At 66.1% G+C, this 14,872-nt stretch carries 13 protein-coding genes; 7 read left to right on the top strand and 6 right to left on the bottom strand.

Translation table 11 applies throughout. The features are described from left to right. Positions 1 to 109 precede the first annotated feature (109 nt). Genes pstC through pstB form a run of 3 tightly spaced genes read left to right on the top strand, consistent with a single transcriptional unit; the run spans position 110 to position 3,031 of the window. Complete coding sequence (gene pstC, locus RIL96_RS07090) at positions 110 to 1,030, top strand: phosphate ABC transporter permease subunit PstC (RefSeq protein ID WP_310548334.1); 921 nt, start codon at positions 110 to 112, stop codon at positions 1,028 to 1,030. Beyond that, positions 1,030 to 2,199, top strand: coding sequence for a phosphate ABC transporter permease PstA (pstA, locus tag RIL96_RS07085; protein WP_310548313.1), 1,170 nt, complete (start codon positions 1,030 to 1,032; stop codon positions 2,197 to 2,199). Before pstC ends, pstA begins: the two co-directional genes overlap by 1 nt. Positions 2,200 to 2,251: 52 nt before the next feature. Beyond that, on the top strand, positions 2,252 to 3,031 hold the full coding sequence (gene pstB / locus RIL96_RS07080) for a phosphate ABC transporter ATP-binding protein PstB (RefSeq protein WP_310548312.1): 780 nt from the start codon (positions 2,252 to 2,254) through the stop codon (positions 3,029 to 3,031). Positions 3,032 to 3,077: 46 nt separating this feature from the next. On the opposite strand, the gene RIL96_RS07075 is transcribed toward pstB, so the two are convergent. The 4 genes from RIL96_RS07075 to RIL96_RS07060 all read right to left on the bottom strand — a co-directional run bounded on the left by RIL96_RS07075 (position 3,078) and on the right by RIL96_RS07060 (position 6,698). Then, positions 3,078 to 4,094 carry an inorganic phosphate transporter gene (locus tag RIL96_RS07075; RefSeq protein WP_310548311.1) on the bottom strand — a complete coding sequence of 339 codons (1,017 nt, stop codon included), beginning with the start codon at positions 4,092 to 4,094 and terminating at the stop codon, positions 3,078 to 3,080. A gap of 11 nt (positions 4,095 to 4,105) precedes the next feature. Then, entirely contained in the window at positions 4,106 to 4,723 is a 618-nt protein-coding gene (locus tag RIL96_RS07070) for a DUF47 domain-containing protein (protein ID WP_310548310.1), read from the bottom strand. 285 nt (positions 4,724 to 5,008) lie between these two features. Further along, positions 5,009 to 5,767 (bottom strand): DUF1345 domain-containing protein, encoded by a 759-nt coding sequence (locus RIL96_RS07065; RefSeq protein WP_310548309.1) that lies wholly within the window; start codon positions 5,765 to 5,767, stop codon positions 5,009 to 5,011. A gap of 181 nt (positions 5,768 to 5,948) precedes the next feature. After that, entirely contained in the window at positions 5,949 to 6,698 is a 750-nt protein-coding gene (locus RIL96_RS07060; RefSeq protein WP_310548308.1) for an IclR family transcriptional regulator, read from the bottom strand. A gap of 172 nt (positions 6,699 to 6,870) precedes the next feature. Between RIL96_RS07060 and RIL96_RS07055 the strand changes: the two genes are divergently transcribed. From RIL96_RS07055 to RIL96_RS07045, 3 genes are read left to right on the top strand one after another with little or no spacing between them, the layout of a single operon-like run. After that, entirely contained in the window at positions 6,871 to 8,211 is a 1,341-nt protein-coding gene (locus RIL96_RS07055; RefSeq protein ID WP_310548307.1) for an RraA family protein, read from the top strand. A 44-nt stretch (positions 8,212 to 8,255) separates the two neighbouring features. After that, positions 8,256 to 9,605, top strand: coding sequence for a TRAP transporter large permease subunit (locus RIL96_RS07050; protein WP_310548306.1), 1,350 nt, complete (start codon positions 8,256 to 8,258; stop codon positions 9,603 to 9,605). 12 nt (positions 9,606 to 9,617) lie between these two features. Continuing rightward, positions 9,618 to 9,866 carry a hypothetical protein gene (locus RIL96_RS07045; RefSeq protein WP_310548305.1) on the top strand — a complete coding sequence of 83 codons (249 nt, stop codon included), beginning with the start codon at positions 9,618 to 9,620 and terminating at the stop codon, positions 9,864 to 9,866. A 98-nt stretch (positions 9,867 to 9,964) separates the two neighbouring features. Here the strand turns inward: RIL96_RS07045 and RIL96_RS07040 are convergent, their stop codons facing one another. After that, positions 9,965 to 10,402: an ASCH domain-containing protein gene (locus tag RIL96_RS07040; RefSeq protein ID WP_310548304.1), complete on the bottom strand. Its 438-nt coding sequence runs from the start codon at positions 10,400 to 10,402 to the stop codon at positions 9,965 to 9,967. 99 nt (positions 10,403 to 10,501) lie between these two features. Next, positions 10,502 to 13,762 (bottom strand): beta-phosphoglucomutase family hydrolase, encoded by a 3,261-nt coding sequence (locus tag RIL96_RS07035; RefSeq protein WP_310548303.1) that lies wholly within the window; start codon positions 13,760 to 13,762, stop codon positions 10,502 to 10,504. Positions 13,763 to 13,865: 103 nt separating this feature from the next. On the opposite strand from RIL96_RS07035, the gene RIL96_RS07030 reads away from it, so the two are divergent. Then, positions 13,866 to 14,810, top strand: coding sequence for an acyl-CoA thioesterase (locus RIL96_RS07030; RefSeq protein WP_310548302.1), 945 nt, complete (start codon positions 13,866 to 13,868; stop codon positions 14,808 to 14,810). The last annotated feature ends 62 nt before the right edge of the window (positions 14,811 to 14,872 follow it).

Below are 14,872 nucleotides of genomic sequence, written 5' to 3'. Positions count from 1 at the left end.
GAATGAGGTCCGGTCGGGCAGCGTCAGCGTCGCCGAGGACACGCAGCCCGGCGTCGGCAAGCGTCGTCGCGGCGGCAAGGACGGGGCGAACGGCCGGCCCTCGAACGCCCTGGTCTCGAGCGACAAGGGCGGAGTGGCCGGGGACAAGGTGTTCTCCGGGTTGGCCCTCACCGCTGGCATCATCATCCTGCTGGTGCTGGCCTTCGTCGCGCTGTTCCTCACGGTCAACTCGCGTGACGCCGTCTACAGCCCGGAGACCGGCTTCGACTTCGGGACTTTCTTCTCCTACGCCTACCCGCTGCTGCTGGGTTCACTGATGGCCTCGGCGATCGCGCTGCTCATCGCCACCCCGGTCGCCGTCGGGGTCGCGCTCTACCTCTCCCACTACGCCCCGCCGAAGCTCAGCCGCGGCATCGGGTACATCATCGACCTGCTCGCCGCGATCCCCTCAGTGGTCTACGGCGCATGGGGCATGACGTTCCTGGCGCCTGCGCTGGTCCCTCTCTACGACGTCCTCCACGAGCACCTGAGCTTCATCCCGCTCTTCGCCGGAGACCCCTCCCAGACCGGCCGCACCATCCTCACCGGTGGCATCGTGCTCAGCGTGATGATCATCGCGATCATCACCGCGGTCTCCCGCGAGATCTTCATGCAGACCCCGAAGCTGCACGAGGAGGCCGCCCTCGCCCTGGGTGCGACGAAATGGGAGATGATCCGCACCGCGGTGTTCCCCTTCGCCCGCGCCGGCATCATCTCCGGGGTCATGCTCGGACTCGGGCGCGCGCTCGGTGAGACCATGGCCGTGGCCCTGGTGCTCTCGGTCGGCCCGCTGACCTTCTCGCTGATCTCCTCCGGCAACGCCACGATCCCGGCCGAGATCGCCCTGAACTTCCCGGAGGCGCCTCCGGGCTCGGAACGTCAGGCCCAGCTGATCGCGATCGGTCTGGTCCTGTTCCTCCTCACCCTGGTGGTCAACATGATCGCCCGCTGGATCGTGAGCCGTCACAAGGAATTCTCGGGAGCCAACTGATGTCGACCTCACACCAGACCCTCGACAAGTCCCCCCGCTCCGCCGGGACGGGCCGCAGCAAGCTGGCCCAGCGTCCCCTGCCCCAGTGGACCTGGATCGTGGTGCTGCTGGCCTCGATCGTGGTGGGTGCTGCGCTGGCTGCACTGCTGACCGACTTCCACCTCGGCTTCCTCTTCGCCGTCACCGCCATCGTGTTCCTGGTGACCAGCTATGTGGTCACCCGGGTGCGGGCGGGTCGGCGGAAGGCCAACGACGAGCTCTGCCGCAACCTGGTGTACACCGCATTCATCCTGGCGCTGATCCCGCTGGCCTCGTTGCTGTGGTCGGTGACCTCGGTGGGTCTGCGCGGACTCAGCGAACCCGGCTTCCTCACCTCGGACATGATGGGGGTCTCCGGCACCACCGACGCCCAGGCCGTCTCCGAAGGCACCTCGGTGCAGGGTGGTATCGTGCACGCGCTGGTGGGCTCGCTGGTGATCACCCTGGCCGCGGCGCTGATCTCCGTGCCGATCGGCCTGCTGACCTCCATCTACCTGGTGGAGTACTCCCGCGGCGGCCCCCTGGCGCGGGCGATCACGTTCTTCGTCGACGTGATGACCGGTATCCCCTCCATCGTCGCCGGTCTGTTCGGTGTGGCGGCGATGTCCGCGCTGATGACCCTGCTCAACGAAGCCGGGCTGGTCTCCACCTCCCGGTCCACTCTGGGCATCACCGCCGCCATCGCGCTCTCGGTGCTGATGATCCCCATCGTGGTGCGCACCACCGAGGAGATGCTGCGCGTGGTGCCCAACGAGCTGCGCGAGGCCTCCTACGCGATGGGCGTGCGCAAGTGGCGGACCATCATGAAGGTGGTGCTGCCCACAGCAATCTCCGGCATCGCCTCCGGTGTGACCCTGGCCCTGGCCCGAGTGTTCGGTGAGACGGCGCCCATCCTGGTCACCGCCGGCTTCGTCGCCAACGTCAACTGGAACCTGTTCAGCGGGTGGATGACCGCGCTGCCGGTGTACATCTACCGTCAGTTCCAGAACCCGATCAACCCGAGCATCTCCGAGCCCTCCTACCAGCGCGCCTGGGCCGCCGCTCTGGTGCTGATCTTCGTGGTGATGATGCTCAACCTCATCGCCCGCATCATCGCCAAGGTCTTCGCCCCGAAGACCGGCGGCCGCTGAGACGATCGTCAGACGACAGCCCCACTGTCGAGAAAGTGTGAGTGAGAACCAGATGTCCAAGAGCATCCAGGCCATCGACATGAACGTCTACTACGGCAGCTTCCGCGCCGTCGAGGGCGTCAACATCGACATCGACGCACGCTCGGTGACCGCGTTCATCGGTCCCTCCGGCTGCGGTAAGACCACCTTCCTGCGGTCGATCAACCGCATGCACGAGGTGTTGCCCTATGCGCGGGTGGAGGGGCAGCTGCTCCTCGACGGCGATGACATCTACGGCCCCGGGGTGGACCCGGTGACCGTGCGCACGCTGATCGGGATGGTGTTCCAGAAGCCGAACCCGTTCCCGACCATGTCCATCCGCGAGAACGTGCTGGCCGGGTACAAGCTCAACGGCATGCGGCTGAGCAAGTCCGACGCCGACGGCATCGTCGAGAAGTCACTGACCAGCGCGAACCTGTGGAACGAGGTCAAGGACCGCCTGGACAAGCCCGGCTCGGGGCTCTCCGGCGGTCAGCAGCAGCGTCTGTGCATCGCCCGCACCATCGCGGTGAAGCCTGACGTGATCCTGATGGATGAGCCCTGCTCGGCGCTGGACCCGATCTCCACGCTGGCCGTGGAGGACCTCATCGCGGAGCTGAAGGAGGAGTACACGGTCGTCATCGTCACGCACAACATGCAGCAGGCGGCCCGTGTCTCCGAGAAGACGGCGTTCTTCAACATCGCCGGCACCGGCAAGCCGGGCAAGCTGGTCGAGTACGCCGAGACCTCGACGATCTTCAACAACCCCTCGGAGAAGTCCACTGAGGACTACGTCTCCGGCCGCTTCGGCTGATCGCTCACAGGCCTGCTGAGGGCCTGCCGCACTGGTTGGCTGACGTTCAGCTGTACAGCGGGGAGAGCGCCAGCACCAGCAGACACCCGATGAAGCCGGTGACCAGCGGGGTGAGCAGCCAGTAACGTCCCATCTGCAGCGCCTGCGCCCAGTTCACCGTGGCGAAGCGTTGGTTGGAACCGGCTCCGATGATCGAGGAGCCGGCAGTCAGCGACGTCGACAGCGGCAGCGTCCAAGCCAGGCTGCCGAAGAGCAGCAGCACCGACGTCGTCACCCCGGCGACCATACCGCGCATCGGATCTAGTGCGACCAGACGGTGGGCCAGGAAGTGCCCGATCCGCCATCCGCCGGTGAGCGTGCCCAGCGCCATGGCCACTGAGTAGACGATGAACAGGGCGCTGGCCCAGGTGGTCTGATGCTGGGGGAGGGCGGCGGCGAAGGCCAGCATGATCAGGAACATCAGACGCTGCCCCTGCTGCAGCCCGATGCCGAAGCTGGTGACTCCGGTGGTCGCGGCCTGGATCATGCGGCTGCGCCGGTTGACGGTGTCGGGGTCGGCGCTGCGGGCCAGGTACGCGGTGAGGAACACCAGCAGATATGCCACGCCGAAGGCCACCAGCGGGGAGATCAGCAGGGTCAGGGCCGGAGCCGCCCAGGGCAGGTCCTGAGCCTCGGAGCTGTCGATGAGCCCGAGGGCTGAGAGGGCGAGGATCCCACCGAGCACCGCGGCCAGCAGCCCGTGCGTGCTGGAAGTGGGCATCCCGCGGACGTAGGTGAACAGGTTCCAGCCGAACAGCGTGAGGATCGCCACGAGCAGCACGGTCAGGGTGGCACGTGCCTCAACCGGCGGCATCTCGAACCACGCGAACACTGAGAGCCCGATCGGCAGCACCACCAGGGCACCGGCCAGATGGGCGACGGCGGCCAGGCGGGTGGCCGCCGTCGGGGAGAGGGCGCGGGTGCGCACCGGAACGGCGATGGCGTTCGAGACGTCATGCAGGCCGTTGACGAATGAGGCTGGGACCAGAAACAGGCACACCAGCACGAGCAGGGAGATCTCCACCGGCGGTCCCTCTAGGATTCGCGGACGATGATCGAGCCGACGATGGTCGCGACCTCACGCAGGGATTCCACGGCCTCGAGCATGGCGGTGGCGATCTGTTCCTGCTGCATGGCGATGTTCGGCTGGAAGGCGCCGTCGGTGGAGGTCACCCACCGCCGGTAGGTGCGGTGGGCTTGCTTGGTCAGCCGGTTGATCTGGAGGGTGTATTCCTCCAGGTTGTCGATGTCCTCGAGGTGGGCCAGCGAGGAGATCGTCAGGTCACTCTGCATGCCCAGGGTCTCGAGCAGGTCCGCGCTGTGCCGGGGCAGGGTGAGCCGGCCGCGGGAGGCGAACAGGTCCCCGGCCGCGACGACGTGCTCCAAGGTGCGGTTGAGCTGGTGGGACAGGGCGTAGATGTCCTCGCGGGGCAGCGGGGTGAGGAAGACGGAGCGGATCGTCGTCAGCAGACGGAAATGCAGGTCAAGGGCTGAGCCTTCGAGGCTGATCAGCTCGTTCTGCAGCTGTTGACGCTGACCGGTCGGGGTGCCGAGGAGCTGGCCGAGGAGGTCGACGCCGCTGCCGACCTCCTGGGCGATGGAGGTGAGCAGCTGCACAGTCTCCGATCGGCGGGCACCGAGACGGGTGATCATGGACCTTCCTCAGGGCTGTCAGGGCGTAGATGGCTGATGACATCGAGATGTCGTCTCGGCAGAGAGTGTATAGCCCGCAGGTTAACGCGCGGCATCGACGGCGGTTCCGGTCGTGGACGTCTCAGGCCGCCGTCGTGGAGATGAAGTGGGGGTGTGCCGGGCTGGGAACGCCTCACGGCGCGTGGCCGCTCGCAGCGGCTATGAATTGGAGCCCGGGGGTTACCTGCAGCCCGGCACCCCTCCAGTGTGCTCCTGGTGGCGGGGCATGGTCAACTGAGGTCGCCCTCAGCCGGAGGAGCCCAGCCCACCGAAGAGCAGGCTGATCGTCATCGCCAGGATGATGGTGTTGAACCCGAAGGCGAGCATGGTGTGCCGGCGCTGGACCTTCCATCCCCGGCTGCTGCGGAACTCGACGTTGTGCCCGTGCAGGGTAGAGGTCAGCACGGCCAGGGTGATGTAGTCCGAGAACACCGGCTGCTCATCGAGCGGGAAGTCGATGGGCTCGCCGACGGCGTGCATCCGCATGTACTGCAGGGCGAAGGAGGTGACCTTCAGACCCCAGGCGCAGGCGACGGTGAGCAGACCGAGCACGATCATCGGGGCGGAGTTCCTGAACTCTCCGGATTGGGCGATCAGGATGCTGAACAGGGCGGCCATGCCGGCGGCGCCGATGGTGAGCTGCTCGGCGGTGAAGGCCCCTTTGAGCTGATCGAGCAGGCTGATCTTGCGCTGGTACTGCCGGGCGGCCACCGTGTGCAGCGCGCTGTGGGGCAGGTGGCTGAACGCGATGTGCGTCATGCCCAGATAGAACCCGGCGAAGGTGATCCAGGCGATCATCAGCACCGCGGCCTCGGCGGCGCGGAGCAGGTCGTTCCACTGGGTGGGCACGCCCTGGGCGCTGGCTGAGGTGTGATCGATGATGTCGACGCTCCACAGCGGAACGATGATCGCCATCGCGAGGAGCCCGGCGAGTGTGCTGCGCAGCACCTCCGACTGCAGCCGGGTGCGGATTCTCGCGCCCCAGCTGGTGGCTCTGCGTCCCATCGTCCTCCACGTTCCGTTGCCTGCAGCTGTTGCGCTCACTCTATGCCAGGTGCACGGAAGCAGCCGCAGCCATCCCCTCCCATATCGAGTATCCCTGGCTTTGTGAGTAATCCCGTGGAACATACGGCGGGATTACTCACAAAGCCAGGGATACACGATCCCGGGCTGTCATGAACACGGCTCAGCGGCGTGAGCCGATGAGTTCCGCCGCACGGAGCAGATCGGGTACGCGACGCCGCAACTCGTCAGCGCCGGTGGCCTCATCGGTGCTGACGACGTTGAGTGCCCCCACGACCCCACCTTCCTCAGTGCGGATGATGGTAGTGACGCTGCGACTCCCCAGATGCCTTTCAGAATCCGCGAGATAGTAGCCCTGCGCGCGGATCTCGGCCATTTCCTCGAGCAGGTCGTCGCGGGTCTGTTCATTCCCCGTCGCCAGAGTACGTCCGGTGTAGTCGGCCAGAAGCGCTTCGGCCTCCTCCTCGGGCATATGGGCAAGGAGAACTTTGCCGCCGCCGACGTCGAGTGGCAGCCGGCGCCCGACCGGGAACTGATACCGCAGGGGAGTGGGAGCCTCGATGCGCACAGTGAGTATGCGCTCTGCTCCCACACGGACCCACACCGAGGAGGTGAGCCCGGTGTCTTGGGAGAGTTCGGCGAGGACCGGCTGGGCAGCCTTGGCGACGGGGTCCTGGAGCACGAAAGCATGGGCCTGTGCGAGGACGACGGGCCCCAGCGAGTACCGCTGGTCGGAGAGCTGCACATAACCGAGCTCGATCAGCGTGCCGAGGATCCGCTGAGCGGTAGCGATGTGCAGCCCGGCGGCCCGCGCCACTTCGCTGAGTCGCATCGGGCTGCGCGAAGTCTCCAGGCACCGCAGGATCCCGAATGCGCGTTCCAGCGTCCGTCCGCGGTTCGTACCGGTTGCCACGTTCTCGTTCCCCCGTCGATGTTTCGTCAGAGAGGTGGTCTGTCATCGTCCCGGACAGTCTAGTGAGTGCCGGATCGCCTGCCACTCTGTGTTTGACATCACAGGGCAATCATGTGACGGTACTCATATTCGATAAACGATATGAGTTATCACTGAGCGAGAGGAGCGCGTCATGCGAGTGGCAGTTCTAGGTTTGGGGGAGGCCGGGCGGATCTTCGCTGAGGCGTACCGCGATGCAGGCCACGACGTCGTCGGATTCGACCCCGGACCGGTGGAGGCCCCCAGCGGTATCCGGAGAGTAGATTCAGCCAGTGAGGCGGCGGAGGACTCTGAGCTCGTCCTCTCGCTGACTACAGCGCGTTTTGCCGTGTCAGCTGCCCAGGCAGCGCATCCGGCACTGGCACCCGGTGCCGTCTTCATCGATCTCAACGCCTCTGCGCCGCAGGTCAAAGAGGAGGTTGCCGAGGCCCTGGGCACTGAGATCACAGTCGTCGACGGCGCAGTGATCGGATCGGTGCGCCAGCATGGGGCCGCAGTGCAGGTGCTGTTGGCCGGGCCGGGAAGCGACCGCGCCGCTGAGCTGCTGCAGCAGGCAGGCACCCGGGTGACCACACTCGATGGAACCGTCGGCGATGCCACGCGCCGTAAGCTCGTCAGGAGCATCTTCATGAAGGGTCTCGGTGCCCTGATCCACGAGACGGTCGAGGCCGCCGATGGACTCGGCGAACCCGCCTGGGTGCGGGAGCAGATCGCCGAGGTTCTCACCGGCGGTCACGAGACTCTTGAACGCCTGGCCAGCGGTACCGAGATCCATGCTGGTCGCCGCAGTGCAGAACTTGCCGACAGCCTCGAACTGATCGCAGATCTCGGAGGAACCTGGCCGGTGACCCACGCCGCGATGGAGCGGCATCGGCTGCTCGCCCGGCGGACCGTGGTCGATGTTGACGCGCTGGGTACGTTGCGCAGTCTGCCGACAGCGGCGCTGGGCGACGGCGGTGACCGGCTCGGATTCGTCGGCGGGGCAGTACACCCCGTATGGAACTGCCCCGCAATCGCCGGACGGGCGTTCACCGTCTCCACCCACGCCGGTGATAATCAGGCGCTGCACCGTGCGCTGCAGGAAGTCCGGAGCGGTGACGTGTTGGTAATCTCCGCGGAGTCCGGTACGGAGCGCGCCCTGTTGGGTGAACTCATCGCCGAGCGGGCGCTCGCCGCTGGTGTCGTCGGCATCGTGCTCGACGGTGCCGTGCGTGACGTCGACGGCATCGCTGAGGCCGGGCTGCCCGTCTGGGCGGGCGGCGTCAGTGCGGCCGGGCCGTATAAGGGCGGACCCGGTCGGCTCAGGGAGTCAGTTGCTGTTGGTCATGCGGTCTGTCATCACGGCGACGTCGTCGTCGCTGATGCCGAGGGTGTCCTGTTCCTCCCACCGAGTGAGGTCAGTTCTGCCATCGCCGCAGCCGAAGCCGTCCTAGAGGATGAAGAACGACGCCGCCGTGCGATCCGGGATGCGTGAGGCGCCTTGCTCAAGGTGCAGAGAGCCTGCAGAGGAGAGAGACCGTGCCTATCGCACTGATTGCTATGGCGGTGTTTATCGCCGTGATCATCATCTGGGTCGTCATCGTCAAACGAAATATGGGCGAAGGAATGGCGTTGGGCTTCCTCGCGGCTGCCTTGTTCGCCGGTGCGGATGCACCCGCGCTGATTCTGCGTTCCTTCGCAGAGGCCACAGAACAGGAGGTCCTCTACGCAGCTACGGCCTTCGTGTTTATGGCCTATCTGGTCGAACGGCTCGGCATCATTCAGAAGCTCGTCGACATTCTGTCCTCAGCACTGGGGCGTCTCAGGGGAGGTCCAGCGCTGGTGGACACCGTGACATCGGGTGCGATGGGTGCTGTGGCGGGTGGCTCCAACACCGGAAATGCCGCGGCATCGGGCTCGATTACCGGCCCATGGATGATCAGTTCCGGGTGGTCCCGCACCCGTGCAGCGACCGTCATCGCCGGTAATGCCGGGTTGGGGGCTGCGCTGCCGCCCAGCGCGTCGATGGTCATCATGATCGGATTAGCGGGATCACTGGTCACCACGAGCGGAGTATACGTGGGACTTCTTGCCGCTGGTGCGTACCAGGTGCTCATCCGGCTGATCCTGATCTTCTGGTTCGTCCGCCGTGACCGGATTCAACCGGTTCCCAATGATGAGCTGATGCCCTTGCGCACCTCATGGAGCCACGGATGGACCTCTACGTTGATCGTTCTCGGGGCGGTGATCCCCATCCTCGTCAGCGCGGGTCCGCTGGCTGGCTATCTGACGCGCCCAGATGTCATCGGTGAAGCTCATGATGACATCTCACTGATCACCTGGATCCCTGTGCTGATGCTTCTAATCGGTATGGCTATCGCGTGGAGGCAGCTGCCGCGGTCGTCTCGGGGCTGGTGGGAGCTGTTCCGTGATGCGGCTCCGCGCTTCTACACCATCATCGCGATCCTGTTCTTCGCCGTGGCGGCCAGCACCATCCTGGAACACCTCGGGCTGTCGACCGATGTCGAGAACCTTCTGGACACGGTGGAAATCCCGGTATGGCTGCTGGTGATCATCGTCGGTGCGTTCGTGGTGATTGTCGCTGGGCCGCTGACCTCCGCCGCCACGTTGACCGCCGTCGGTTATATGGCATTGACCACGCTGGTTGCTGCAGGGGTGGATCCGTTGTTGGCCGTTGTGGCTCTGCTGGTCTTCGCCTCTACTGAAGGCGCGTCACCGCCGGCGTCTGGGTCGATCTTCGTGGCTTCCGGCATCACAGGGGCCCGGCCGGAGAAGATGTTCATCCCGCTGCTGATCTACTACGTGCTTCCGTTCTACATCCTGGGAGTGCTGGTCGCCCTCGGGATCGTCCCCATACCTACTTCGTGAGGAGAAGAGGCGATGAAAGCCACATTACGCAGGATCTTCACCGCACTTTTCGTGGTGGCGCTGGCAGGGTTCTTGGCGTTGGCAGTGATCATGGTGATGCTGCAGATCGTCGGCTCGATCGTGGCGCTGCCGCAGCTGGTCACATGGGCGTCTGAGGTGCTGCTGCGTCCGAGCATCGTCGCCGCCGTTGTTGCAGGCATGTGCGGATTCGTCGTGATGTACACCGTGCCGTCGGAGGAACTCCACGGATCCCCAGGCTAGGTGGTGGAGTGCGGCAGATGCGTCTGATCACGCTATTTCCCGCCCCTGGATCGAGAATCCCTGGCTTTGTGAGGTATCCCGTGGAACATACGGCGGGATTACTCACAAACCCAGGGATTCTCGATATTCCGGAGGAGGAAGCGTTCGAGGACGACGGGAGTGTCGTCGTCGAGCTGGACCGCGTGCCCCAGCTCCTGGGTCAGTTGCGGGGAGCGCCAGTAGGACTCATGGGCCGCACGCCACTGGGCCACCGTGGTGAAGCCTTCGCCCTCATCGATCGCGTGCTGGAGGGGAACCTCTGCCAGCGGCATGACGTCGACGGCCACGGTCTCGATGACGCCCACTCCGCGACTGTGCGAGTCCATCAGGAGCCACCGGACACCCGCCTGTGGGAGCGGCTCGTCGGAGGCGGCATATTGCTGCACCAGCGACGACGTCGTCGTCTTCTGCCCGGAAAGGATGGCGGTGATGAGTGCATCACGCATCTGCCCGGGCGCACCGAACTCCGCGATGGGCAGCTCCCCGTTCTTGCTCACTACTGCCTCCCCTCCGATCCAGTATCCCTGGCTTTGTGAGGTATCCCGTGGAACATACGGCGGGATTACTCACAAACCCAGGGATACTCGATATCAGGGTCAGGCGTCGACGTCGGCGGGCTCGGTCAGCAGCCGCTCCACGCTGCCATGCACCCCCGCCGACTCCTGCCGCGCATAGTGCCCCAACCGCACAGACCAGCTCTCCCCGGGGTGCAGCTGCTTCGCCTGCCCCTCCACATTGACGTCGATCGGCTGGGCTGAGCCCTCAGAGAGCTTCAACGTGACCTCGTCGTGATCCACGTGCACCAGGATCGGCTGATTGCGGTACCGCATGCGGAAAGTGATCTCCGGCAGCTCATCCGGCAGCAGCGGGTGCAGCCACAGCGCATCAGCACGGGTCTCCACGCCGGCGTAGCAGCGCAGCACCATGTCCACGGTCCCGGCCATCGCCCCCAGATGGATACCCTCCCGGGTGGTCCCACCCTGGGTGTCAGCCAGGTCAGCCTCCAACGCCTCCTTGAACATGGACCAGGACCCGGTGCGGTCGAAGCGTGCCGCCACCCAGCTGTGCACCAGCCGCGAAAGCGTCGATCCGTGCGCCGAACGCGCCAGGTAATACTCCACTGTGCGCCGACACTGCTCCATCGTGAGCTCGTAGCCCATATGCGCCATCGTCTCGATGAGCTCCTGGGCGGAGAACAGGTAGTACAGCATCAGCACATCGGCCTGTTTCGAGAGCTTGTACCGGTTGGTCTGATCGCCCTCAGCCTGCAGGATCAGATCCAGCCGCCCGATGTTGCCGTACCGCGCGGTGTAGCCCTCCCAGTCGAACTCGAGCAGATCCTCGTAGCCCTCGAACTGACTGATCACCCCGTCGGAGTGGAACGGCACCCGCAGCCGCTGGGCGATGTGCGACCACCGGTCCAGCTCATCGGGGAAGATGTCCAACCACTCCGAGAGCGGGTCATCGCGGCCGTCGAGATCCCGAACCAGCAGGGCCGTGCGCCGCAGCACCCAGGAGGTCAGCACGTTGGTGTAGGCGTTGTTGCGCAGCCCGGATCCGGGAGTGTCCGGGTAGCCGTCGTGGTATTCATCCGGGCCCATCACGCCGTCGATGTCGTAGCGGTCGGCGTCGGCGTCGTAGGTGGTCATCGAGGCGAAGAACCGGCTGATCTCCACCAGCATCTCCGCCCCGCAGTCGGAGAGGAACGTGTAGTCCTGCGTGGCTTCGAAATACTGCAGCACCGAGTAGGCGATCGCCAAGGAGACGTGCCGCTGCCGGTGCGAGTTGTCCGGCATCCACATCTGCGAGCGCGGGTTCCACAGTTCCGTCGGGGTCTCCTCCCGGCCGTCGGAGCCACCCTGCCAGGGGTACATCGCCCCCTCATAGCCCTCCTCGCGGGCCATCGCCCGGGCCTCGCCAAGCCTGCGGAACCGGTACAGCAGGATCCCGCGGGTCAGCTCCGGGCGGCGCAGTGTGAGCATCGGGTAGACGTACATCTCGTCCCAGAACAGGTGGCCCCGGTAGCCCTCGCCGTGCAGTCCGCGGGCGCCGACGCCGGCGTCGAGCTCCTGCCGTGCCCCGAACGCGGTCTGCAACACATGGAAGGTGTGCAGGTTCAGCGCCATCTGCTGGCGCTGGTGCCCGGGCCCGATCGATACTGCGAACCGGTGCCACAGCAGCCCCCACATCTCCTCGTGGTAGGTCAGCAGCGAGCGGAAGTCGGAGGCCCGGCGCACCCGTTTGGCCACTGAATCGGCCACTGTGGAGAGCGCGTGGTCCCGGGAGTTCGCCACCGCGGTGGTCTTCTCCAGGGTGACCGGGCGCCCCTCTTTGACCTGCAGCGAGATGTCCTGACCGGCCACCAGATCGGATTCGACGACGGGCCGACGTATCGGCTGCGTGGTGCCGTTCTCCATGACCCGTGTCCGGGCGGCGATGCCGATGCGCACCTGTGACTGGTTGGTCATGGTCTCCAGCAGCACGGTGTCGCCGTCGAGCTCCATCGATTCCACCGATTCCAGGTGGTTGCCGGCCAGCTGCCGGTCCGCCTCGACGTTGCGGTTGGCCACCCGTCCGTCGATCATCGAGCGGATGCTCACGCCGCCGGACCAGTTCTCCGCTTCGATGGTCATCTGGATGGCCGCCAGCTGCACACCCGCCAGGGACTGCAGCTGCCGGGTGTGCACCCGGGTCCGCCGGCCCTGCTCGTCTTCGAACCGCATGGTCCGGCTCAGCAGTCCTCGGCGCATATCGAGCTCTTGGCGGTAGTCGATCAGCGCGGAGGACTCCGGCAGCAGCGGTTGTCCCTCCTCCGGGGTGACCAGCATGGAGGTCCAGTCCGGCACGTTGACCATGTGCTCGGTCTCCACGGTGCGGCCCATCAGGTTGGTCTTCAGCCGGTTGAACACTCCGGCGATGTAGGTCCCCGGGTAGTGCAGCGAGCCTGCCGTCGTGCCCGGAACCGCTCCGCGGGTGCCCCAGTAGCCGTTGGCCAGGGTGCACAGGGCTTCACGGGTGGGTTCCTGCTCGGGGTCGAAGTCGTCGTAGCGGAGCACCCAGTCGGGGTCGAAGGGCGGTGTGGTGCGGGTGGCCAGCTGCAGGGCGGTGATGTCGTCGACGACGACGTCGGCACCGTGCTCCTTCAGTCGCTGGGGGCCTTCACCGCGGTCTAGCCCCACCACCATGCCGAAGTTCCCGCGGCGTCCAGCCTCGACCCCGGATCCGGCGTCTTCGACGACGACGGCGTCCTGCGGTTCTACACCGAGCAGTTTCGCGGCGTGGAGGAACATCGCCGGGTTCGGTTTGCCCGGCAGGCGCAGCTTGGCTCCGTCGGTGCCGTCGACGATCGCATCGAACTCTTCCAGCAGGCCTGCCCCGTGGAGGATGCTGCGGCCGTTACGTGAGGAGGTCACCAGCGCAGTGGGGACGCCGCGGGCGCGCAGCTGACGCACCAGCTCCACGGTGGCATCGAAGACGGCGACGCCGTCGGCGGCTACTGCTTCCTCGAAGTACTGCTGTTTGCGGGCGGCGAGCCCGTGGACGGTGAGCGTGGCGGGGCCGTCATGCGGGGACCCCTCGCGGACGGGGAGGTTGCGCGCGTCGAGCAGGGAGCGCACGCCGTCGAGCCGGGGGCGGCCGTCGACAAAGTTCAGGTAGTCGGAGTCGGTGAACTCCGGCTGCGGGGATCCGGCGATCTCGGGCAGCGCGGTGTCGAAGAGCTGTTTCCACGCGCGGGCATGGACGCCGGCGGTGTCGGTGACGACGCCGTCCATGTCGAAGAGGACGGCCCGGAAGTGGCGCAGTGCGTGCCGCTTGGCTTCGTCGGGGTGCTGGAAGGGGTTCTCGAACGGGTGCATGAAGGTTCCTTCGGAGATCGACGGCCGTGCCTATCCTATGTCGGCGACGGTCGGGTTCCACAGGTGCACACCGGAACCGGCGCACCGATGCTACCTTCGTCACATGGCCCGGCGCAGCACGATTGAGCTCACGTTCCACGAGGTCCAGGGGACTTCGTCGGACCGCGCTGTGCCCGGAGGCACGGTGGTCGACTGGATTGACCGGACCGCCTACGCGTGTGCGGCGTCCTGGGCCCGCGCGGACTGTGTGACCTCTTATGTGGGCAATATGCATTTCACGACGCCGGTGCCGAAGGGGCGCCCGGTGACGGTGCAGGCGCGGCTGGTGCACACCGGGACGACCTCGGTGCATATCCAGGCGCGGGTGTTGGTCCGCCGGGAGGATCAGTCCTGGGAGGTGGTCACCGAGTGCATGATGATCTACGTGGCGGTGGACTCCGAGGGACGTCCGACTCCGGTGGAGCCTTTCGAGCCGACGACGCAGCGGCAGCGTCAGCGTGATGCCGATGCGCTGCGGCGGATCGCCTCACGCGGGCAGCTGGAGGAGACCATCCACTCACTGCCGGAGGGGATGGGCACCTCGGAGGCGCTGACCCTGCGGTTCCTGGCGGATTCCGAGGAGCGCTACCCGGACGGCAAGATCCGCGGTGGTGAGGTGATGCGGTGGATCGACCAGGCCGCGCAGATCTGTGCGGAGCGCTACTGCGGGTATCACGCGGTGGCTGCGGTCACCGGGGGAGTGCGTTTCTACCGGCCGGTGCGCACCGGTGATCTGGTAGAGGTTGATGCTCGGCTGGTGCTGACCGCCCAGACCGCGATGCATGTGCTGGTCAGTGTCCGTTCCGGTTCCCGATGGGAGACCCGTCCGGAGCAGGTGGCCTATGGCCTGCCGGTGATGATCGCCCCGGATCAGGATGGTTCGCCGCGGCACATCACTCCGTGGCAGCCGATCACCGATGAGGATCATGCGGTGGCGGAGAAGGCGCGGAGGCTGCGTGAGCAGCGCAATGCGCTGATGCTGATGCCGAATCCGGCGGCTATGGCCTGAGCCGCGGTGCTCGGGCTTGGTGCGCGGTTCGGTGCCCGGGCTTGGTGCGCGGTTCGGTGTGG

The sequence above is a fragment of the Nesterenkonia aerolata genome, assembly GCF_031470965.1.
Classification (GTDB): domain Bacteria; phylum Actinomycetota; class Actinomycetes; order Actinomycetales; family Micrococcaceae; genus Nesterenkonia; species Nesterenkonia aerolata.
This window is presented reverse-complemented; position numbering and strand designations above follow the sequence as displayed.